Below are 22,186 nucleotides of genomic sequence, written 5' to 3'. Positions count from 1 at the left end.
TAATCAAAATATAAAGAGGAATAGTGATGGAAGAGATTCTTATAACTATTCCTTTTTTGACGTTCAAAAGTTCATAGTCTTATTTCCAATCATGAAAAATAGAACCGCCAGCTATTAACTGGCGGTCTATAAAAATGCACATATATCTGATTATGAGAAAAATCCTATAAATTTTTCTCTGCTAAATCTTTTCTGTGTCTTTCAAGAAGAGCGTGTAATCTGTCAGTCGGACTTAATACAGAACTGATAGATACATCGTGGTTCATGGAATCGATGATCAGCGCGATGAATTTACTCATATCTGCAACTGTGAAGTATTCTCTCTCATAGAATGCAGGTGGGAGGTAAGTCAGGTTCGTAGTGATCACGCGATCGATGTAACCTTTCTCATGGAATTCGTCAAATTTCTCAAATCCATCTGTGAAAAGACCAAATGTTGTACATACAAATACCTGTTTTGCACCACGGTCTTTCATCTGTTTAGCTACGTCCAACATACTTTCACCGGAAGAAATCATATCATCGATGATGATGACAGATTTCCCTTTGATATCAGAACCTAAGAACTCATGTGCTACAATTGGGTTCTTTCCATTTATGACTGTTGAATAATCACGTCTCTTGTAGAACATACCCATGTCAACTCCGATAACGTTGGAGAAGTATACGGCACGGGACATTGCACCTTCATCCGGACTGATGATCATCAGGTGATCCGGGTCAACAGAAAGGTTTGGTTCTGCGCGAAGCAGTGCTTTCATGAACTGATATGGCGGGTTGAAACTGTCGAATCCGTAAAGCGGGATTGCATTCTGTACACGCGGATCGTGGGCATCAAATGTGAAGATATTGTCTACGCCCATGTCAATCAGTTCCTGAAGTGCCAAAGCGCAGTCCAGAGACTCGCGTTTTGTACGTTTGTGCTGACGGCTCTCATACAAAAACGGCATAATAATGTTAAGGCGGTGTTCCTTACCATTAGCAGCGGAAATCAGACGTTTCAGATCCTGATAGTGATCGTCCGGTGACATGTGGTTCACATATCCGTTGACGGAATATGTCAGGCTGTAATTACATACATCTGTCATAATAAACAGGTCTTTTCCACGGACAGATTCGTTCAGGACACCTTTTGCTTCACCGCTTCCAAAACGTGGGCAATGTGCATCTACCAGATAATTGTCCTGAAGATAAGTTGCATACATTGGTGATTTTAATTCTTCACGGTAAGAGGACTGTCTGAAGTTGACAATATAGTCATTCACTTTCTGTCCCAGTTCTTTGCAGCCTTCCATAGCAATGATCTTCAGAGGGGCTCTTGGGAAAAGCTTTTCCATCTCCTTGATATCATTACTGTTACTGTTAATCGTAATGTTGTTCATAACGCTCTCCTGTTACATATAAATATTTCATTTTTTTAATGATATTTTGTTCTAACATAACTCACATTACAGTTATATCATTTTTACCTATGTAAGGTCAATGGTATGTTTTCTATTTTATAAACTTTACAAGTTGAAGCAGATATTGTAAAATCAAGTGGATAAGATGAAAAATCGAATATTTACAGAAATGGAGATAAATATATGAGTAAACCAGTAGTAGCGATTGTGGGTAGACCGAATGTGGGTAAGTCCACACTTTTTAATGCGCTGGCAGGAGAGAAGATTTCAATTGTAAAAGACACACCGGGAGTTACCCGTGATCGAATCTACGCAGATGTCAGCTGGCTTGATAAAGATTTTACATTGATTGACACCGGTGGTATTGAACCGGAGAGCAAGGACATTATTCTGTCGCAGATGCGTGAACAGGCTCAGATTGCTATTGATACATCAGATGTTATTATTTTTATTACAGATGTAAAGCAGGGGCTTGTGGATTCCGATTCTAAAGTTGCAGATATGTTAAGAAGAAGCGGAAAGCCGGTCATTCTTGTTGTAAACAAAGTAGATAATTTTGATAAATATATGGCAGATACTTATGAGTTCTATAATCTTGGAATCGGTGATCCGGTGCCAATCTCTGCATCATCAAGACTCGGACTTGGAGATATGCTTGATAAGGTGATCGAACATTTTCCAGAGCATGCAGGAGAAGAGGAAGAGGACTCTCGTCCGCGTGTGGCAATCGTAGGAAAACCGAACGTAGGTAAGTCTTCTATTATTAACAAGCTTCTTGGAGAGCAGCGTGTGATCGTCAGTGACATTGCAGGAACAACAAGGGATGCCATTGATACGGAGATCGTGCACAATGGAAAAGAATATGTCTTTATTGATACAGCAGGGCTTCGCAGAAAGAATAAGATTAAAGAGGAACTGGAGCGATACAGTATTATCCGTACTGTAACAGCGGTGGAGCGTGCAGATGTGGTCCTTGTCGTAATTGATGCGACTCAGGGTGTGACAGAACAGGATGCCAAGGTGGCAGGAATTGCGCATGAGCGTGGAAAAGGTGTTATCATCGTGGTAAATAAGTGGGATGCTATTGAGAAAAATGATAAGACCATGCGTGAGTACGAGAATGAAGTGCGCCGTGTCCTTTCATTTATGCCATACGCAGAGATTATGTACGTGTCTGCAGTGACAGGTCAGCGTCTTCCAAAAATGTTCGATATGATTGATATGGTCATTGAGAATCAGACACTGCGTGTTGCAACAGGGGTACTTAATGAGATTCTGATGGAAGCAACAGCAATGCAGCAGCCGCCTTCAGACAAAGGAAAGCGTCTGAAGATCTATTACATGACGCAGGTAGCGGTAAAGCCGCCTTCATTTGTAATTTTTGTCAATGATAAAGAACTGATGCATTTCTCCTATCAGAGATATCTGGAGAATAAGATCAGAGAGTCCTTTGGCTTCAAGGGAACATCACTAAAATTCTTTGTGAGAGAAAGAAAAGAAAGGGATAATTAGAAAATGGAACGTTTTATATGTCTACTGATCGGGTATGCATTTGGACTGATCCAGACAGGATACATCTATGGTAAGATGAAAGGAGTCGATATCCGAAAAGAAGGAAGCGGCAATGCAGGAAGCACTAACGCTCTTCGCACGATGGGAATCAAAGCCGGACTTGTCACACTTCTTGGAGACTGCTTTAAATGTGTCTTTGCAGTTGTGACGGTTTACCTGATTTACGGAAAGACTTACGCAGACATTTTCCCACTTCTTGCCATGTATGCAGGGATGGGTGCGGTACTTGGGCACAACTATCCATTTTATCTGAACTTTAAAGGCGGAAAAGGAATCGCAGCGACAGCCGGACTGATCTTAAGTACGACAAATGTATGGATGGTTTTGATCTGTTTATTTGCATTTCTCGGAATCGTGGCAGTGACACGTTATGTGTCTCTTGGCTCCCTGGCAGTTGTAATCATTTATCTGATTGAAGTGGTTGTGTATGGCCAGATGGGCGGATTTGGTGTAAAACCGCCGTATCTTTATGAAATGTATGGAATTGCGGCATTTCTGATGTTATCCGCATTTTATAAACATAAGGCAAATATTGTAAGACTCATGAACGGTACGGAGAATAAGATCAGTATCGGAAAGAAATAATAAGGAGGAAGATTATGGCAAAGGTAAGTGTGATAGGGGCAGGAAGCTGGGGGACTGCACTGGCGCTTCTTCTGAGTAAAAACGGTCACGATGTGACTATGTGGTCAATTCTGGAAGATGAGATCCGGATGCTGGATAAAGAGCGTGAGCACAAATCAAAGCTTCCGGGCGTGAAGCTTCCGGATACAATGAAATTTACAACAGATCTTAAGGAAGCTGTAGAAGGAAAAGATTTCCTTGTACTGGCAGTGCCATCTACATTTACAAGAGGAACAGCGAAAAATATGTGCCCATATGTAGCGGAAGGTCAGATCATTGTTGATGTTGCGAAAGGAATCGAAGAGGCAACTCTGATGACACTATCTCAGCAGATCGAGGATGAAATTCCACAGGCTGATGTAGCAGTCCTGTCCGGACCAAGCCACGCTGAGGAAGTAGGAAGAGGACTTCCGACTACTGTTGTTGTGGGAGCAAAGACGGAAAAGACAGCCGAGTATTTGCAGCAGATGTTCGCAAGTGAAGTGTTCCGTGTATATACAAGCCCGGATATGCTTGGCATGGAACTTGGCGGTTCTCTGAAAAATGTCATTGCTCTGGCAGCAGGTATTGCTGACGGAATGGGATATGGAGATAATACAAAGGCTGCACTCATCACAAGAGGAATTGCAGAGATTGCAAGACTAGGTGTGAAAATGGGCGGCGCAGTTGAGACATTTTCCGGACTTACAGGAATCGGTGATCTGATTGTAACGTGTGCCAGTGTCCACAGCCGTAACCGCAAAGCAGGTTATCTCATGGGGCAGGGCAAATCCATGCAGGAAGCAATGGATGAGGTTCAGATGGTAGTAGAAGGAGTGTATTCTGCAAAAGCAGCAGTAAAACTTGGCGAAAAATATGGAGTATCACTTCCAATCATCAATAAAGTCAGCGAAGTATTGTTTGATGGAAAAGACCCGAAAGAAGCAGTCAATGAACTCATGCTCAGAGATAATAAGGCGGAGCATACAGCACTTCCGTGGGAGAAATAATTGTAAAAGATATTAAAACAGGACCAACAACAAGAACATAAAATAGGACGAACACCTGGTATATCGAATACACTTGCTTCATGTACGAAACATTCCAATGAGCCTCTAAGGCAGTCAATCTTATCTGCAAGGGCAGTTAAGATTGACAGAGTCTCATTTCCATCGTACATAAGGCGCGCGTGTTATTTGATATATCAGGTGTTCTGTATTTTTAAGAGTAAGTTTCATGCCTTCCTGCTTAAAAAGGTTCATCGGAATGTTCCTTGCAATGGAGCAAAACACACTACGATCCGTAAATCCATAAGCAGAAAATTCACGCATGGTAAGCAGAATTCTATACATACTCGGAATGTTTCCTGCATAATCTGTTAACAGTAAAACAAGTTCATGCATGGGGGTATTTTGATGGATAGATTTCAGGTATACAAAGATATCGAAGCGAGGACGAATGGAGAAATCTACATTGGTGTTGTGGGACCGGTCCGGACGGGAAAGTCTACATTTATTAAAAGATTCATGGATGTGCTGGTGCTTCCGGAAATGGAAGATGAACATGCCAGAATGCGTACGCAGGATGAACTGCCGCAATCTGCTTCGGGACGCACGATTATGACAACGGAACCAAAGTTCGTGCCGAAGGAAGCAGCAAAAATCCGGCTTGCTGATGACGTGGATGTGAAGGTACGTCTGATTGACTGCGTCGGTTATATGGTAGAAGGTGCTGCCGGTTATATGGACGGGGATTCCCAGAGACAGGTAAAAACACCGTGGTTTGCTTATGAGATCCCATTTGCAAAGGCTGCCGGGATTGGAACTAGAAAAGTAATTCATGATCATTCAACCATTGGAATTGTGATTACGACAGACGGTACCATCACAGACATTCCAAGAGAAAATTACAAAGATGCGGAGCGTATGACGATACAGGAATTAAATGGAATCGGAAAGCCGTTCATTGTACTTGTGAATTCAAAAGAGCCGCAGGGAGAACGGGCGCAGAACACCGCGAAGAATCTGGAACAGGAATATGGAGTACGGGCGCTGCCGGTCAACTGTGAAAAACTTACCAGAGAGGATATCTGCCAGATTTTATCGGAAGTCCTTTTTGAGTTTCCGATATCTGAAATTCAGTTTTTTGTTCCGAAATGGGTGGAGATGCTTCCAAGAGACCACAAGATCAAACAAGATCTGATTGAACATGTGAGAGTGATTCTGGAACGACTTACCAAAATCCGGGATGCTCTTGGAAGTATAGATGTTTCTGAGAGTGAGTACATAGATTCCTGCAAAGTGGATCAGATTGGAATGGGTCAGGGCTGTGTGAATATCAACATTTCTATACCAGAAAGATATTATTACGAAATGTTAAGCGAGATGACGGGAACGAAGATTGCAGGACAATATGAGCTGGTTGCAACAATTCAGGAACTTGCGAAATTAAAGGAAGAATATGAAGGAGTCCGGGACGCATTTACAACTGTTCGAATGAAAGGATATGGGGTGGTCAGTCCGGTAAGAGATGAAATTACACTTTTGGAGCCGGAGCTTATCAAACAGGGAAATAAATATGGCGTGAAGATACATTCAAAGGCCCCGTCTATCCATCTGATCCGGGCGAATATCGAGACAGAGATTGCACCGATTGTCGGAACAGAAGATCAGGCGAAAGATCTTCTTACATTCATTAAGCAGGAAGCAGAAACCGAACATGGAATCTGGGAGACGAACATTTTCGGAAAATCTGTGGAAGAATTAGTGATGGATGGTATCCGGGGCAAGATTGCCATGATCGGGGATGAAAGCCAGACAAAGCTTCAGGATACAATGCAGAAGATTGTCAATGACAGTAATGGAGGACTGGTGTGCATCATCATATAAAAATGATTTACCCCCTGCATAATTTGTGCTATACTATTTTATGAATGTCAAAAAGGAACTTAAGAAAAAAGATAAGACTTTGAATGAGATAGAAAAAATGTATGGAGGTACAATTTGATGAAAGTAGCGATTATTACTGCAAGTACAGCAGTTTATAAAGGAGAGCAGGAGGATGCAAGTGGAAAAGTAATCCGCAAGATGGTGGAGGAAGCAGGGCTTGACGTTGTGTTCATGAAGGCTCTCCCGACAGACAAAACGGTATTATCTACTGTTTTTCAGAGAATGGCAGACGGAAATCTTGCAGACCTGATCCTGACAACAGGCGGAGCAGGCTGCGGACCGGAAGACTGCACACCGGAGGCAACTATGGAAGTTGTAGACAGACCACTTCTTGGAATTCCGGAAGGTATGCGTGCACACATGCTTACACTGACAAAAAGAGCTATGTTGAACCGTGCAGCGGCAGGAATCCGTGGAAATGTTGTGATTGTAAATCTTCCTGGAAAAGCAGGAGCTGTAAAGGAATGTCTTGGATACATCTTGCCAGAGGTCATGCATGCAGTTGAAGTGGCACAGGGAATAAAATAATGATTAAAATTACTTACCTGGAACATAGCGGATTTGCTGTTGAGTGTGACGATTATGTATTGATTTTTGATTATTATAAAGGAAATCTGCCACAGTTTGATAAAGATAAAAAAATCTGTGTATTTGCAAGTCATATGCACTACGATCATTTTAAAAAGAAAATATTTACGTGGGCAGAAGAATATGAGAATATCCACTATATTTTATCTGATGACATTGAGGCGGCAGGGCCAAAAGATCAGACGGAGCATATAGGTGCAGATGCAGATTTTAATATTTGGGATTTAAGGATTCATACACTGAAATCCACCGATGAAGGTGTGGCATTTCTTGTAAGGGTGAAAGAGAAAACATTTTTTCATGCAGGAGATCTGAACTGGTGGTACTGGGAAGAAGAGGATGATGAGACCTGGAATGAACCGATGAGACAGGCATATCAGAAAGAGATTGCAAAAATCGAGGGTGAAGAAATTGATTATGCATTTTTCCCGCTTGATTCCAGACAGGGAGAAGAGTCTGTACTTGGTATCAATTATTTTATGCAGCATACGAATACAAAGATTGTATTCCCAATGCATATGTGGGGGTATGACATTTTAGATAAGTTTTTGAAAAATTCAGTGTCGGAGCCGTATAGAGAGCGGATCATGAAGGTGAAAGAACCGGGGCAGAGCTTTTATTTCGAGGAGGAAAGATAGATGCTGGTCAGTATATACACCGATGGAGCAGCCAGAGGAAACCCGGATGGACCGGGAGGATACGGAACCATTTTAGAGTACGTAGATTCAAAAGGCGAACTTCATATAAAGGAATTGTCAAAGGGATATGAGAAGACAACGAATAACCGCATGGAGTTGATGGCAGTCATAGCTGGACTGGAAGCATTGAACCGTCCGTGTGATGTGAAGTTGTATTCTGATTCAAAGTATGTGGTAGATGCATTCAATCAGAACTGGATCGGCGGGTGGCTGAAGAAAGGCTGGAAACGTGGAAAGAATGAGCCTGTAAAAAATGTGGATCTCTGGAAACGGCTTTTGGAAGCGAAAGAGCCACACAATGTGACATTTATCTGGGTGAAAGGACATGATGGACATCCTCAGAATGAGCGATGCGATGAACTCGCAACTTCTGCGGCAGATGCAATGAGGTAAAAAAAGTTCTTTCTTTTTAGAAAAAATATGATATAATAAATACTTGCAAGTAAGACAGGTGATCGCGGCTGTAATTGCCGAAAGGCAGCAGGTGAGGAAAGTCCGGGCTTCGCAGGGCAGGGTGCCGGATAACGTCCGGTGGAGGCGACTCCAAGGCCAGTGCAACAGAAATGTACCGCCTGACAGACTCTTATGAGAATGGACAGGTAAGGGTGGAAGGGCAGTGTAAGAGACTACCGCCCGGCCGGTAACGACCGGGGCACATGTAAACCCCACTCGAAGCAAGACCGTGCAGAGACAATTTGGCGGCCCGTCAAGTCTCAGGTAGGTCGCTGGAACCTGATGGCAACATCAGGTCTAGATAGATGATCACTCAATGACATAACCCGGCTTATCGTCTTGCTTGCTTTTGTTTTATTCCAATATGGTAATAAAAAAGATTTTCAGCTTCGAAAATTGAAACTGAAAATCTTTTTTTATACATTTAATTCAATGTTTATCATCAATTCATAAATAAAAGATAACTGTCTGCATAGTTAAAACAGGAAGTTTTATTTGCGTTTACCAAGTCTTCCCTGATACTTTTCTTCGCAGTATTTGCAGCGGTATACTTCTTCGTCCGGATCGGTCAGTACGAAGACATGATCCAGTCCCTGCTCAATAGAAGTGATACAACGAGGATTTTTACAGCGGATCACATTGCGGATTTCGTGAGGAAGGTGAAGACATTTTTTCGCAACAACCTTCTCATTCTGGATAATGTTGACAGTAATGTTGTGATCAATGAAACCAAGGATGTCAAGATCCATAAAATCGATCGGACATTCGATTTTCATGATATCCTTTTTGCCCATACAGTTACTTTTTGCATTTTTGATAATTGCAACACAGCAGTCCAGTTGATCTAAGTGAAGATATTTGTAAATATCCATACTTCTTCCTGCCTGGATGTGATCCAGTACAAATCCTTCTGAGATCTGACCTACATTCAGTGTATTCTTAACCATAGTATATTCCTCCTTAGACTTCGATTTCCAGTAATGTCAGAATCAGAGCCATTCGAATGTATACTCCGTACTGAGCCTGAGCGAAATAAGCAGCTCTTGGGTCATCATCAACTTCAACAGCAATTTCATTTACTCTAGGAAGTGGGTGAAGTACATACATATCCTTTGGCGCAAGCTCCATCTTCTGAGCATCCAGTACATAAAAATCTTTCATACGGATATAGTCTTCTTCATTGAAGAAACGTTCTTTCTGTACACGGGTCATGTAGAGAATATCGAGCTTTGGAAGAGCATCTTCCAGACGAACGACCTCTTCGTACTGTGCATGTTCTTTGTCGAGAACATCATTGCGGATATAACTTGGAACACGAAGTTCTTCTGGTGAGATCAGAATGAATTTTACATTTTTGTAACGCACCAGAGCGTGAATCAGAGAGTGAACGGTACGGCCAAATTTTAAATCTCCGCAAAGACCGATCGTGATATTATCAAGATGACCTTTTAAAGAACGGATCGTAAGCAGATCAGTCAGGGTCTGTGTCGGATGCTGATGTCCGCCGTCTCCTGCATTGATGACAGGGATTCTGGAATGCTCGCTGGCTACCAGCGCAGCTCCTTCTTTCGGATGTCTCATTGCACAGATATCCGCATAACAGGAAATCATACGAATCGTATCTGCAACAGTTTCCCCTTTTGTTGCAGAACTGGAATCGGCAGAAGAAAAACCAAGAACACTACCTCCGAGATTAAGCATTGCTGCTTCATGACTGAGTCTAGTACGTGTACTTGGTTCAAAAAATAAAGTTGCTAATTTCTTTCCATCACATGCATGAGCATATTTCTTAGGGTTCTTTTCGATGTCCTGGGCTAAATCCATAAGATTGTCTAATTCTTCCACTGTGAAATCAAGTGGACTCATCAAGTGTCTCATAAAATCCTCCTTCGCGACGTTTACTTAAAAGTCTCTGTACATAATATAACAAACCTGTCAGATTTTCAATGTAAAAATTATTTTTTTTGAATGTAAAAAATAATTTTTTTGAATCTGTAATCAGGATAAGAATGTAAGGTAGATTTTAGATATGAAATGTATTATAATGCAATAGTGTCAGTATAGAGAGGCCGGGGATGCAAGTGATACTGACTATTTGTAAAGGAGACAAGATGGATGGCTACATTAGAAGAATTAAGAGGACAGTTAGATGTCGTAGATGATCAGATCGTGAAGTTATATGAAGAGCGAATGAAAATATGTGAACAGGTTGGAGAATATAAGGTCGAAGCAGGAAGAAAAGTATTTGACCGTGTAAGGGAGAAAGAAAAGCTTCAGAATGTGGCATCAAAAGTTTCTTCTGATTTTGATAAAAAAGGAATTCAGGAACTGTATCAGCAGCTTATGTCCATGAGCCGCAAGTTACAGTATCAGCAGCTTGTGAAGGCAGGAGCTCTTGGAAGACTTCCTTTTATAGAGATTGATTCACTTGACGTGGAGAAAGCGAGAGTCGTATTTCAGGGCATGGAAGGTGCTTATGGACAGGCAGCTATGAAGACCTATTTCGGAGAGGACTGCAACAGTTATTCCGTCCGTACATTCCGGGATGCAATGGAAGCAATCGAGGAGGGCGCCGCAGATTATGCAGTGCTTCCAATCGAAAATTCTACAGCAGGTGCGGTAAACGAAGTCTATGACCTTCTGGTAGAATTTGAAAATTATATTGTAGGAGAAGTCATAATTCCAATCACGCATACACTGGCAGGACTTCCAGGGACACAGCTTTCTGAACTGAAGCGAGTGTATTCTAAAGCGGAAGCGCTGATGCAGACGACCAGGTTTTTGGAAGAACACAGTGACTGGCAGCAGATCAGCGTGGCAAATACAGCTATTGCAGCAAAGAAAATCCTGGATGACCAGGACCGGACTCAGGCGGCAGTCTGCAGTGCCTATGCGGCAAAAGTCTACGGACTGGAAGTGTTAGACGACAACATTAATGATGAATCCGGAAACTGTACAAGATTTATTATTGTGACGAACCAGAAGGTGTTCTTGAAAGGGGCAAAGAAGATCAGTATTTGTTTTGAGGTTCCACATGAGAGTGGATCGCTGTATCATCTACTGTCACATTTTATTTATAATGATCTGAATATGTCAAAAATCGAGTCCAGACCAATTGAGGGAAGAAGCTGGGAGTACCGTTTCTTTGTAGATTTTGAAGGCAATCTGGAAGAACCAGGTGTGAAGAATGCACTTAGGGGCTTGCGAGAAGAGAGCAGAAGCCTGAAGATACTTGGAAATTACTAATACCAGTGTGGGAGTGCCGGACATAGAGTAATCCGTTAGAGGATTTGTATAATAGAAAAACATAAAATGACATAAAAAAGGAGACATCGAGGAAATGAGAACGAATGAATTGATTTTATATAAAGATATGGAAGACGGGGAACTTCTCCAGGACATGACATTTCTTATGGAGAACTATAATAATGAATATTACAATGAGGACGATATGAAGAGCCTTCTGTATTCTACTATTGGTGATCTGACAGAGTTATCAGTCAGTCACGGATTTGAAGGAAATCTGTGGCATACTTATCTGACTTACCTTATGGTCAGTCATGAGAATGCATACAGCACTTCCTGTGAGATTGTCGGACCGGTCGAAGGAAGCATTAATATTGCAGCACTGCATGATTTTAAGATTTTTAAAGAACTGTTTGACTATGATTTCCAGAATCTTGGAGAGGTACTTGGAGAAGACGGACTTGCCATGATCCGGGATTACAAGGGGGTCAATGGACATGGACAGGTCTTCAATGAGAGAATCCGTGACCGTATCTGTGACCTTGCAAAGGTACTTGATGGAACGAAATGTGCAGAAGAATTTAAAGAGAAAGTAACACAGTTCTATAAGGAATTTGGCGTTGGCAAACTGGGGCTTCACAAAGCATTTCGTATTGAGCATACCGAAGAAGGGGCAAGAATCGTGCCGATCACAAAGATTGCTCATGTGCACCTGGATGATCTGGTGGGATACGAGATGGCAAAGAAAAAACTGATCGACAATACAGAAGCATTTGTTATGGGAAGAAAATCCAATAACTGTCTGTTATTTGGAGATGCCGGAACCGGAAAATCTTCTTCTATCAAGGCAATCCTGAATCAGTATTATGATCAGGGCCTTCGTATGATCGAAGTCTATAAGCATCAATTCCAGGATCTCAATGATGTAATTGCGCAGATCAAGAACCGTAATTACAAGTTCATCATATACATGGATGATCTGTCATTCGAGGAATTTGAGATTGAATATAAATATCTGAAAGCGGTCATTGAGGGAGGACTTGAGAAAAAACCAGATAATGTGCTTATTTATGCAACATCTAACCGAAGACATCTGATCCGTGAGACGTTTAAGGATAAAGAAGATAGAGATGAGGAATTACATACAAATGATACCGTACAGGAAAAGCTGTCACTGGTAGCAAGATTTGGTGTGACGATCTACTTTGGAAGACCACAGAAACGAGAGTTTCAGGAAATCGTGTGCCAGCTTGCTAAGAGAAATAATCTTAATCTAACGGAGGAGGAACTCCTGGCAGAGGCAAATAAATGGGAGTTAAGTCACGGAGGAATGTCAGGAAGAACTGCACAGCAGTTTATTGATTATCTGGCAGGAAAAGAGGCGTAATCATGAATGTATTTTTGCCGGCAGATATTCTGATTCCGGATGTAGAAAGCATGGAGAAGTGGTCGGTGATTGCATGCGACCAGTTCTCTTCGCAGCCAGAATACTGGAAAGATGTAAAGAAGACGGTAGGGGATGCTCCATCTTCCTTTCATTTGATCTTTCCGGAAGCAGAATTGGAAGATGTGGATGAGAATGAAAAGATAAAGACAATCAATTGGAATATGCAATCATATCTTGAACAGGGAATTTTTCAGAAATATGAAAAATCCTATGTTTATGTAGAGAGGACCCTTAAAAATGGCAGTATTCGAAGAGGGCTGGTCGGGATGATTGATCTGGAAGCATATGATTATTCGGAAAATAGTTCTTCCAGAATCCGTGCGACGGAAAAGACAGTGACCTGTAGAATTCCGCCAAGAGTCAGAATCCGTGAGGATGCGCCTGTCGAATTGCCACATGTATTACTTTTGTGTGATGACAGAAGTGATGGGTTGATGGAATGGCTGAGCGGGAAAAAGGAAGAAATGCGTAAGGTTTATAATTTTAATCTTATGAAAGAAGGCGGACATATCAGTGGCTGGCTGGTGTCTGGAAAACTCGCAAAAGATTTTGAAAAGAAGATTACATCTTATGAGAATATAAGTGCAGAGATGCCTTATGCGGTTGGCGACGGGAATCATTCACTGGCTACAGCAAAAGTATGTTATGAAAAATATAAAAAAACACATTCCGATACAGAAAATGCAAATGCTCCGGCAAGATATGCGATGGTGGAGCTGGAAAATATTCACGATGAAGCGTTGAAATTTTCTCCGATTCATCGAATTGTTACAGAGACAGATGAAGAAGCATTATTGGATGAGCTTCAAAAAACATGTTGCGCCCCGAATGGATATCCAGTACAATGGTATACGAAAGAGCGCCAAGGTGTTCTTTATTTAAATCCGAATAAGAGTAGGCTTGCAGTCGCAATTTTACAGAATTTTTTAGACGAATATCTGAAAAACCATAGAGGACAGATGGATTATATACATGGAGAAGAGGCATTAAAGAACCTGGCAGAGAAGGAAAATGCGGTTGGCTTTTTATTGCCTGCAATGGAGAAAAGAGAGTTGTTTCCTTACGTGACTGAAAGTGGAACACTTCCAAGAAAGACATTTTCCATGGGACATGCGACGGAGAAAAGATATTATTTGGAAGCAAGACAGATTCGCTGATATGACTAGAAAAGATAAAATCATAATAATGATATGGAGGTAAAAGGATGAAAACATCATTAGTTATTATGGCTGCCGGGATCGGTTCCAGATTTGGTGGAGGAATTAAGCAGTTAGAGCCGGTTGGAATGCATGGAGAGATCATTATGGACTATTCCATTCATGATGCGATCGAAGCTGGATTTAACAAGATTATATTTATTATCCGCAAGGACATAGAGGAAGCTTTCCGGGAGGTTATCGGAGAGAGAATCGAAGCTATCTGTAAACAATTAAACGTAGAGATTGACTATGCATTTCAGGCAATCGACGATCTTCCAAAAGGAGTAAAACTTCCAAAAGACCGTACAAAGCCATGGGGAACAGGCCAGGCAGTTCTGGCATGTAAGGGTCTTATAAAAGAGCCATTTGCGGTAATTAATGCAGATGACTATTATGGAAAAGAATCATTTTTTAAACTGCATGATTTTCTGGAGGAGTACACACCGGAGAAACCGACAGATTTTTGTGCGGCAGGGTTTATTCTGAAGAATACACTCAGTGAAAACGGCGGCGTTACAAGAGGTGTATGCCAGGTCAATGAGAATGGATACCTGACCGGAATTGACGAGACAAAGAACATTGTAAAAGTGGGAAATAAGGCAGCAGTCCAGAAAGAAGACGGACAGGAGCCAATTGATGAGAATTCCCATGTATCGATGAATATGTGGGGACTGACACCGGAGTTCGTAGAGACACTGGAAAAAGGATTCAAGGAATTTTTTGAAAAACCAGATGTGGATGTGCTAAAGGGAGAGTATCTGCTTCCGATTTACATTGATGAGTTACTTCAGAAAGGCGAAGTGACTGTAAAAGTCCTTGAAACACAGGATAAATGGTTCGGAGTTACTTATAAAGAAGATAAGGACTCAGTTGTAGAATCTTTCAAGAAGTTGATTGAAGAGGGCGTTTATAAAGAAAAGCTGTTTGATGATATTCTGTAATAAATGATAGAATAAGTGAAAATCGTAAGTACAATACGAAAAAGGTCGTGCGGGAATTAATCCTGCACGACTTTTATGTTGCTGATGTCAGAGTCAATAACGAGAGAGTAGTTTGTATAATAAACCACAAACCCGGGTTTTGCTCCGTTTGGTTTCTTGACATGTTTCTTTTCAATGTAGTCAATCTCGACTTTATCACTGCCGCGGTTCTTAGAATAATAAGCAGCCAGCCGTCCGGCTTCTTCAAAAGTACGGTCCGGAAGTTCATCGCCATTTGTCTTGACAATGACGTGGGATCCGGGAGCACCTTTTGCGTGAAACCACCAGTCACCGCCATTTGCAAAAGAGAAAGTCAGTTCATCGTTCTGGATATTATTTTTACCAACGTAAATGTCATATCCGTCACTGGAGATGTAGTGCATTGGTTTGTTAGTCAGTTTTACTTTTTTCTTTGTGAATTTTCTGCGCACATAGCCGCTGGCAGTCAATTCTTCTTTAATCTGTCCCAGATCCGCTTCGCTTAGCGCAATGTCCAGAGAGTTGCTGACGGATTCCAGATAGCGGATTTCATCAGCTGTCTCCTGGATCAGTTCGGACAGCGCCTCAAAAGTACGCTTCTGCTTATTGTATTTTGCAAAATATTTTTGTGCATTTTCCTGAGGAGTTTTTTGTGGATCCAATGGAATCGTAATATCTTCGTTCGTATAGTAATTCAGGCAGGTCAATGACTTTGCTTCCGGATCCAGGTTGTAACCATAAGTGTTGATCAGTTCTCCGTAAACTTTGTATTTTTCACGGCCTTCAGTTCCTTGTAGTTGTTTGGATTGTAAGTCATATTTTTTCCTTGCACGTTCCAGATTCGTCTGCACAACATGGCGCAGGTCTGCACTTTTCTGACGTATCCGTGTTACGGTGTTGCGAGTCGCATAATAAGTGCGAAGCACCCGTGAGATGGAATCGAAGCATTCTGCCCGGTAATTTCCATAGTGGGAAAATGGAATGGCGGTGAATTCTTTTGGCACTTCGTTGCTATAGTAAATCACTGGGTGGAAATTTCCTTCCTTCAGGTCTTCGATATAGTAGGAAAACTGGCGGTACAGGTGAATGAGCATATCTTCGGAAATGTCGGAAGCCGGAATATCCGTATCCAGTCCAGACTCCGAGACGATATGTTCCGCTACTACAGGACTGATACCGGTAAAGCTTGTGTAGATTGCTTTTCCAAGGGCAGCAGTTTTTTCTCTCAGTGCCAGGACAAAGTTTTTAAAAGAAACTGTGAGCGGGTCCAGTTTAGACATCGTGTCCGGGATGAAATAGGTTCTTCCAGGAAGGACTTCCCGGACAGAACTCATTTGTGCGGAAACATGCTTAATGCTGTCCAGAATCTTATCTTTATCATCGCAGAAGATGATATTGCTGTGCTTGCCCATGATTTCTACGATCAGACGCTTACGGCAAAGGTCCCCCAGTTCATTTAAATGCTCAATATCAAAGAATAAAATACGTTCCAGACCAGGCTGTGAGATAGCTGTGATACGCCCATTTCCAACATATTTGCGAAGAAGCATACAAAAACCAGGTGCAGTCATAGGACTCGGTTTATTCTCATCAGTGAGATAAATCAGTGGAAGAGATGCACTTGCAGAAATATATAGTTTGCGTTGTCCTTCGGGTGTTTTTATTGTGATCAACAGTTCGTCCGGTTCCGGCTGTGCAATTTTGTAGATGCGTCCGCCAAGGATAGAATCGGAAAGTTCTTTTCGAACTGCTGCGATTGTTGTTCCGTCAAATGCCATAATATAAGCACTCCTTTAAAATAATGTTATAAATGTATGATAAATGTTTACTTTTCATATCATACCATAGTTGACTCAAAAATCCAAATGAAGTATAATAAAACGTACGGTTAAAACCGTATTTATTACTGAAAAGAAGAGGTAATACACATGATCAAGAGTATGACCGGTTTCGGAAGATGTGAAATATCAGAGGGAGACCGCAAGTTTACCGTAGAGATGAAAGGTGTGAATCACCGTTATCTGGATATGAGTATCCGTATGCCGAAGAAACTGAATTTCTTCGAGACGGCAATCCGGACAGAGATCAAGAAAAGAATCCAGAGAGGAAAAGTAGACATCTTTATCAGCTATGAGGATTTATCTGACGGACAGGTTTCATTAAAGTATAATGAAAGTCTGGCAGCAGAATATCTTGAATATTTCAAGCAGATGGAAGAAAAGTTTGGCATTGAGAATGATGTCCGTGTGTCTGCACTTTCCAGATATCCTGAGATATTTACAATGGAAGAGGGCAGTGAGGATACCGATGAACTTTGGAAAGGACTTAAAAAAGCATTGGATGGAGCCGTTGACGGATTTGTAACTACAAGGACTGCAGAGGGAGAACATCTGAGAGAAGATATTCTTGCAAAGCTCGATGGAATTCTTGAGATGGTAGCATTTATCGAGGAGCGTTCTCCGAAGATCGTTGCCGAGTATAGAGAAAAGCTGGAAGCCAAAGTTAAAGAACTTCTTGAAGATACGCAGATTGAGGAGAATCGTATTGCAGCAGAAGTTGTGATTTATGCAGATAAGATCTGTACAGATGAAGAGGTCGTACGACTGAAGAGTCATGTCGTACATATGAAAGAGACGCTCCAGTCAGATGAGGCAGGAATCGGACGCAAGCTTGATTTTATTGCACAGGAGATGAACCGTGAAGCAAATACAATCTTGTCAAAGGCAAATGACTTGGAAGTTTCCAATACAGGAATTGGGTTAAAGACAGAGATTGAGAAGGTCAGAGAACAGATCCAGAATATTGAATAAGAGGTATAGCTATGAATAAAGAGGGAATTCTTATTGTAGTATCCGGGTTTTCCGGTGCCGGCAAAGGTACGATTATGAAAGCACTTCTGGAGAGATATGATAATTATGCATTATCCATCTCTGCAACAACAAGAAACCCAAGACCGGGAGAAGAAGAAGGAAAGGCTTATTTTTTCAAAACAACTGAAGAATTTGAAAAAATGATTGCGAAAGATGATTTGATAGAGTATGCTATGTACGTGGGAAATTATTACGGAACACCGAAAGCATATGTGGAAGAGCAACTTCGTGCAGGGAAAGATGTAATCCTGGAGATTGAAATCCAGGGCGCATTGAAAGTCAAAGAAAAATTTCCGAATACATTATTACTGTTCGTAACACCTCCGAGCGCAGAAGAACTCAGAAAGCGTCTGGAAGGACGGGGGACTGAGACACAGGAAGTCATCGATGGGCGTATGAAGCGCGCTATTGAAGAGGCAGAATATATGGATCAGTATGATTATCTGGTCGTGAATGATGAATTAGATGTGTGCGTGGAAGAGATGCATCATCTGATTCAGGGAGAACATGAGAGATGTTTCCGTAATCAGACATTTATAGAGCATATGAAGAGAGAGTTGAAAGGAGAATAGTGTACATGTTACATCCATCTTACACAGACTTAATGAAGGTCGTTAATAAAGACGTTGAGGAAGGCGAGACAAAGGTTGTTAACAGCCGTTATTCTATCGTTATGGCTACAGCTAAAAGAGCACGCGAGATTATTGATGGTTCTATGCCATTAGTAGATACAAAGCCGGGTGAGAAGCCGCTTTCTATCGCGATCAGCGAGATGAATCAGGGAAAGATCACTATACTTGCTGAAGAAGAGGCTGCAAAACTTGCGGAACTGGAAGCAAAGCAGGCAGAGGAGAATGCAGAGGAAGATTTCTTGAATATTCAGGAAGAGGATTCAGAGAAAGACGCAGAAGCAGTAGAAGAGTCTGAAGATAACGAATAGAGAGATTATTACACGGTGTGCCGTGTGCCTGAGGCAGATACCGTCTGGTATCTGCTTTTTAAATAAGACATACAAGGAGAACTATATGAATATTTTATTTATATCCCTCGGCTGCGATAAGAACCTGGTGGATTCAGAGGTCATGCTTGGGCTTTTGGATAAAAAGGGATATCAGATCGTAGATTCAGAAGAAGACGCAGATATTATTGTTGTTAATACCTGCTGTTTTATTCATGATGCAAAGGAGGAAAGTATTCAGACCATTCTTGAGATGGCAGAGTACAAAAAAGAAGGGAAGCTGAAAGCTCTGATCGTGACCGGGTGCCTGGCACAGCGCTATCAGCAGGAGATTATTGACGAGATACCGGAAGTTGATGCAGTACTTGGAACTACTTCTTATGATCATATCGTAGAAGCGGTGGAAGAGGCTCTTGCGGGAAATGGACATGTTGTTCTGGAAGATGTGGATGCACTTCCAGATGTAAAAGAAAAGAGACTTGTAACAACAGGCGGGCATTATGCATACATGAAAATTGCCGAAGGCTGCGACAAGCATTGTACTTACTGTATCATCCCAAAACTTCGTGGTAATTACCGCAGTGTTCCGATGGAGAAGCTGCTGGCAGAAGCGAAAGACCTGGCTGATCAGGGAGTAAAAGAATTGATTCTTGTTGCACAGGAAACGACCGTATACGGAAAGGATTTATATGGAGAGAAATCTTTGCATAAATTGCTCCGCGAGCTTTGTAAAATATCCGGAATCCAGTGGATCCGAATTCTTTATTGTTATCCGGAGGAGATTTACGATGAACTGATTCAGACGATTAAAGAAGAAAATAAAGTCTGTCACTATCTGGATCTTCCGATTCAACATGCAAGTGACGCAGTGCTAAAAAGAATGGGAAGAAGAACTTCAAAAGCTCAGCTTGTAGAGATTATTGAAAAGCTTCGAAAAGAGATCCCGGATATTTCTCTTCGTACCACATTGATCACAGGATTTCCGGGTGAGACACAAGAACAGCATGAAGAGCTGAAGGATTTCGTAGATGAGATGGAATTTGACAGACTTGGAGTTTTTACTTACTCACCGGAGGAAGATACACCAGCTGCAACTATGACAGAGCAGATTCCGGAAGAAGTCAAGGAAGACCGCCAGGCAGAATTGATGGAACTTCAGCAGGAAATCGCATTTGATCTGGCAGAAGATATGGTCGGACGTGAAGTTCTCGTTATGATTGAAGGAAAAGTTGCAGATGAAAATGCATATGTAGGAAGAACTTATAAAGATGCACCGAATGTGGATGGCTTGATTTTTATCAATACAGACGAAGAATTGATGAGTGGAGATTTTGCAAGAGTCCGCGTGACCGGTGCACTGGAATATGATTTGATAGGAGAGCTGATATAATGAATTTACCAAATAAACTGACAGTATTAAGAGTTATCATGGTTCCGTTTTTTGTATTTTTTATGTTGACTGATGTGGGAGGACCGGCAAATAAATGGATCGCGTTAGTTTTGTTCTGTGTTGCCAGTCTGACAGATATGCTGGATGGTAAGATCGCCCGTGCAAGAAATCTTGTGACAAACTTTGGAAAGTTCATGGATCCTTTAGCAGATAAGCTGCTTGTGTGTTCTGCTATGATCTGTATGATTCCGTTAGGAAAATTACAGGCATGGTTCGTCATCATCATCATTGCCCGTGAGTTTATTATTAGCGGATTCCGCCTTGTGGCTGCAGATAATGGAATTGTCATCGCAGCAAGTTACTGGGGTAAATTTAAGACAGTATCCCAGATGTTTATGATCATTGTATTGATTGCAGATCTTGGAGGTGTGTTCGATATCGTTGGCACAGTTCTGATCTGGCTTTCACTGATCCTGACAGTTGTATCACTGATTGACTATATTGCAAAGAATGTGCAGGTGCTGACACAGGGAGGTATGTAATGATCGTACGTGAACTGGAAAAACAGGAAAGGAAATACGCTCTGGATATTATCTGGAGCGTTTTTTGCATGGATGTGGCCGAGGTGTATGAGCAGGAAGGAATTGATACATTCCGCGAATATTTAAAGCAGGAGAATATCGACCAGCTCTGTGATAGCGGAGAACTTCTGATGTTCGGTGTATTTGAACAAGAAGAACTGGAAGGAACCATATCCCTTCAGAGGCGGGGACACATTTGCAATTATTATGTGCGCAGATCCTGCCAGGGAAAAGGTGCTGGAAGGTTACTTTTTGACTATGCGAAAAGGTATTGTAAGGAAGAACTGCATAAGACTATTATGACCGTTGATGCTGCTCCGGAGGCGGTGAAAAAATATATCCACATGGGCATGAAACCAATCGATGAGATGCAGATGATACATGGAAAATGTTATGTGCCTATGGCAATGGAAATTCTTTAGTAGAATGACTATAAAAAGCGGTCCAAACAATTTAAAAATGTAGCGTAGTGCCAATTGACGAAAAATGTTATTTATGAGAGAATAAAAAAGGATATGGTGTTAAACTTATAACAAACACTATTTATAAAACACACATAGTTGAAAGGAGTTTTAAAATGATTTATTCACAAGAAGTAGAAATGATGTGTCCGGTAGCGCAGGGCGCTAATCACGGACCAGCTCCGATTCCGGAAGAGGCAAAATGGGTTCAGGCTAAGGAGATCAAAGATATTTCCGGTTTTACACACGGCATTGGCTGGTGTGCTCCTCAGCAGGGTGCTTGTAAGCTGACACTGAATGTGAAAGATGGAATTATCCAGGAGGCATTGGTTGAGACAATCGGCTGCTCCGGAATGACACATTCAGCTGCTATGGCTTCAGAAATCCTTCCAGGAAAAACTATTTTAGAGGCATTGAATACAGACCTTGTCTGTGATGCAATCAATACAGCAATGCGTGAGTTATTCTTACAGATTGTATACGGAAGAACTCAGAGCGCATTTTCTGAAGACGGACTTGCTATCGGAGCAGGACTTGAGGACCTTGGAAAAGGACTCCGCTCTCAGGTAGGAACAATGTACGGAACATTAGCAAAAGGACCTCGTTATCTTGAGATGGCAGAGGGTTATGTAACAGGTATCGCACTCGATGAAGCAGGCGAGATCATCGGATACCAGTTCGTAAATCTTGGAAAACTTACAGACTTCATCAAAAAAGGCGATACACCGAATGATGCATGGGAAAAGGCAAAAGGACAGTATGGTCGTGTTGAAGACGCAGCAAAGATTATTGACCCAAGAAAAGAGTAGG

General features: G+C 41.7%; 22 protein-coding genes and 1 other RNA gene. 19 read left to right on the top strand and 4 right to left on the bottom strand.

All coding sequences use genetic code 11. The annotated features are described in order from the left end of the window. Positions 1–164: 164 nt before the first annotated feature. On the bottom strand, positions 165–1,382 hold the full coding sequence (locus tag NQ560_RS08880; protein ID WP_005331139.1) for a ribose-phosphate pyrophosphokinase: 1,218 nt from the start codon (positions 1,380–1,382) through the stop codon (positions 165–167). Positions 1,383–1,586: 204 nt separating this feature from the next. Here NQ560_RS08880 and der point away from each other — a divergent pair, with 204 nt between their 5' ends. The 8 genes from der (at position 1,587) to rnpB (ending at position 8,615) form a co-directional block, all read left to right on the top strand. Then, positions 1,587–2,915, top strand: a complete 1,329-nt coding sequence (der, locus tag NQ560_RS08875) for a ribosome biogenesis GTPase Der (protein WP_005331138.1) — start codon at positions 1,587–1,589, stop codon at positions 2,913–2,915. A 3-nt stretch (positions 2,916–2,918) separates the two neighbouring features. Then, the gene (gene plsY / locus NQ560_RS08870; protein WP_005331137.1) at positions 2,919–3,560 is read left to right on the top strand and encodes a glycerol-3-phosphate 1-O-acyltransferase PlsY; all 642 of its coding nucleotides are present in this window, start codon (positions 2,919–2,921) and stop codon (positions 3,558–3,560) included. A 14-nt stretch (positions 3,561–3,574) separates the two neighbouring features. Continuing rightward, positions 3,575–4,588 carry an NAD(P)H-dependent glycerol-3-phosphate dehydrogenase gene (locus NQ560_RS08865; protein WP_005331136.1) on the top strand — a complete coding sequence of 338 codons (1,014 nt, stop codon included), beginning with the start codon at positions 3,575–3,577 and terminating at the stop codon, positions 4,586–4,588. A 405-nt stretch (positions 4,589–4,993) separates the two neighbouring features. Further along, entirely contained in the window at positions 4,994–6,466 is a 1,473-nt protein-coding gene (spoIVA, locus tag NQ560_RS08860) for a stage IV sporulation protein A (protein WP_029730374.1), read from the top strand. A gap of 117 nt (positions 6,467–6,583) precedes the next feature. Continuing rightward, positions 6,584–7,054 carry a MogA/MoaB family molybdenum cofactor biosynthesis protein gene (locus NQ560_RS08855; RefSeq protein WP_005331133.1) on the top strand — a complete coding sequence of 157 codons (471 nt, stop codon included), beginning with the start codon at positions 6,584–6,586 and terminating at the stop codon, positions 7,052–7,054. Then, positions 7,054–7,752: an MBL fold metallo-hydrolase gene (locus NQ560_RS08850; protein WP_005331132.1), complete on the top strand. Its 699-nt coding sequence runs from the start codon at positions 7,054–7,056 to the stop codon at positions 7,750–7,752. The genes NQ560_RS08855 and NQ560_RS08850 overlap by 1 nt, the downstream gene beginning before the upstream one ends. Next, entirely contained in the window at positions 7,753–8,205 is a 453-nt protein-coding gene (gene rnhA / locus NQ560_RS08845; protein WP_005331130.1) for a ribonuclease HI, read from the top strand. 46 nt (positions 8,206–8,251) lie between these two features. Further along, an RNA gene (rnpB, locus tag NQ560_RS08840) (RNase P RNA component class A) lies at positions 8,252–8,615 on the top strand. Positions 8,616–8,756: 141 nt separating this feature from the next. Here the strand turns inward: rnpB and NQ560_RS08835 are convergent. Then, entirely contained in the window at positions 8,757–9,212 is a 456-nt protein-coding gene (locus NQ560_RS08835) for an aspartate carbamoyltransferase regulatory subunit (protein WP_005331128.1), read from the bottom strand. A 13-nt stretch (positions 9,213–9,225) separates the two neighbouring features. Then, positions 9,226–10,143, bottom strand: a complete 918-nt coding sequence (gene pyrB / locus NQ560_RS08830; RefSeq protein ID WP_040015297.1) for an aspartate carbamoyltransferase — start codon at positions 10,141–10,143, stop codon at positions 9,226–9,228. Between the two features lie 237 nt (positions 10,144–10,380). Between pyrB and pheA the strand changes: the two genes are divergently transcribed. The 4 genes from pheA (at position 10,381) to NQ560_RS08810 (ending at position 15,098) form a co-directional block, all read left to right on the top strand. Then, complete coding sequence (gene pheA, locus NQ560_RS08825; RefSeq protein ID WP_005331121.1) at positions 10,381–11,511, top strand: prephenate dehydratase; 1,131 nt, start codon at positions 10,381–10,383, stop codon at positions 11,509–11,511. A gap of 94 nt (positions 11,512–11,605) precedes the next feature. Beyond that, a complete protein-coding gene (locus NQ560_RS08820; protein WP_005331114.1) occupies positions 11,606–12,898 on the top strand; it encodes an ATP-binding protein in 1,293 nt (430 codons plus the stop codon). 2 nt (positions 12,899–12,900) lie between these two features. Next, complete coding sequence (locus NQ560_RS08815) at positions 12,901–14,115, top strand: DUF1015 domain-containing protein (protein ID WP_005331101.1); 1,215 nt, start codon at positions 12,901–12,903, stop codon at positions 14,113–14,115. Between the two features lie 47 nt (positions 14,116–14,162). After that, positions 14,163–15,098, top strand: a complete 936-nt coding sequence (locus NQ560_RS08810; RefSeq protein WP_005331098.1) for a nucleotidyltransferase family protein — start codon at positions 14,163–14,165, stop codon at positions 15,096–15,098. 56 nt (positions 15,099–15,154) lie between these two features. Here the strand turns inward: NQ560_RS08810 and NQ560_RS08805 are convergent, their stop codons facing one another. Further along, positions 15,155–16,894, bottom strand: a complete 1,740-nt coding sequence (locus tag NQ560_RS08805) for an Rqc2 family fibronectin-binding protein (RefSeq protein ID WP_005331096.1) — start codon at positions 16,892–16,894, stop codon at positions 15,155–15,157. A 150-nt stretch (positions 16,895–17,044) separates the two neighbouring features. Here NQ560_RS08805 and NQ560_RS08800 point away from each other — a divergent pair, with 150 nt between their 5' ends. The 7 genes from NQ560_RS08800 (at position 17,045) to NQ560_RS08770 (ending at position 22,185) form a co-directional block, all read left to right on the top strand. Beyond that, entirely contained in the window at positions 17,045–17,926 is an 882-nt protein-coding gene (locus NQ560_RS08800; protein ID WP_005331095.1) for a YicC/YloC family endoribonuclease, read from the top strand. An 11-nt stretch (positions 17,927–17,937) separates the two neighbouring features. Beyond that, positions 17,938–18,558, top strand: coding sequence for a guanylate kinase (gene gmk / locus NQ560_RS08795; protein WP_005331094.1), 621 nt, complete (start codon positions 17,938–17,940; stop codon positions 18,556–18,558). 5 nt (positions 18,559–18,563) lie between these two features. Further along, positions 18,564–18,926: a DNA-directed RNA polymerase subunit omega gene (rpoZ, locus tag NQ560_RS08790; protein ID WP_040015296.1), complete on the top strand. Its 363-nt coding sequence runs from the start codon at positions 18,564–18,566 to the stop codon at positions 18,924–18,926. An 85-nt stretch (positions 18,927–19,011) separates the two neighbouring features. Beyond that, the gene (gene rimO, locus NQ560_RS08785; protein WP_005331092.1) at positions 19,012–20,334 is read left to right on the top strand and encodes a 30S ribosomal protein S12 methylthiotransferase RimO; all 1,323 of its coding nucleotides are present in this window, start codon (positions 19,012–19,014) and stop codon (positions 20,332–20,334) included. After that, entirely contained in the window at positions 20,334–20,876 is a 543-nt protein-coding gene (gene pgsA, locus NQ560_RS08780) for a CDP-diacylglycerol--glycerol-3-phosphate 3-phosphatidyltransferase (protein WP_005331091.1), read from the top strand. The genes rimO and pgsA overlap by 1 nt, the downstream gene beginning before the upstream one ends. Next, entirely contained in the window at positions 20,876–21,337 is a 462-nt protein-coding gene (locus NQ560_RS08775) for a GNAT family N-acetyltransferase (protein ID WP_005331090.1), read from the top strand. Before pgsA ends, NQ560_RS08775 begins: the two co-directional genes overlap by 1 nt. A 155-nt stretch (positions 21,338–21,492) precedes the next feature. Then, on the top strand, positions 21,493–22,185 hold the full coding sequence (locus NQ560_RS08770; protein ID WP_005331089.1) for an iron-sulfur cluster assembly scaffold protein: 693 nt from the start codon (positions 21,493–21,495) through the stop codon (positions 22,183–22,185). The last annotated feature ends 1 nt before the right edge of the window (position 22,186 follow it).

It is taken from the genome of Dorea formicigenerans, from assembly GCF_025150245.1.
In the GTDB taxonomy this organism is placed as follows: Bacteria; Bacillota; Clostridia; order Lachnospirales; family Lachnospiraceae; genus Dorea; species Dorea formicigenerans.
This window is presented reverse-complemented; position numbering and strand designations above follow the sequence as displayed.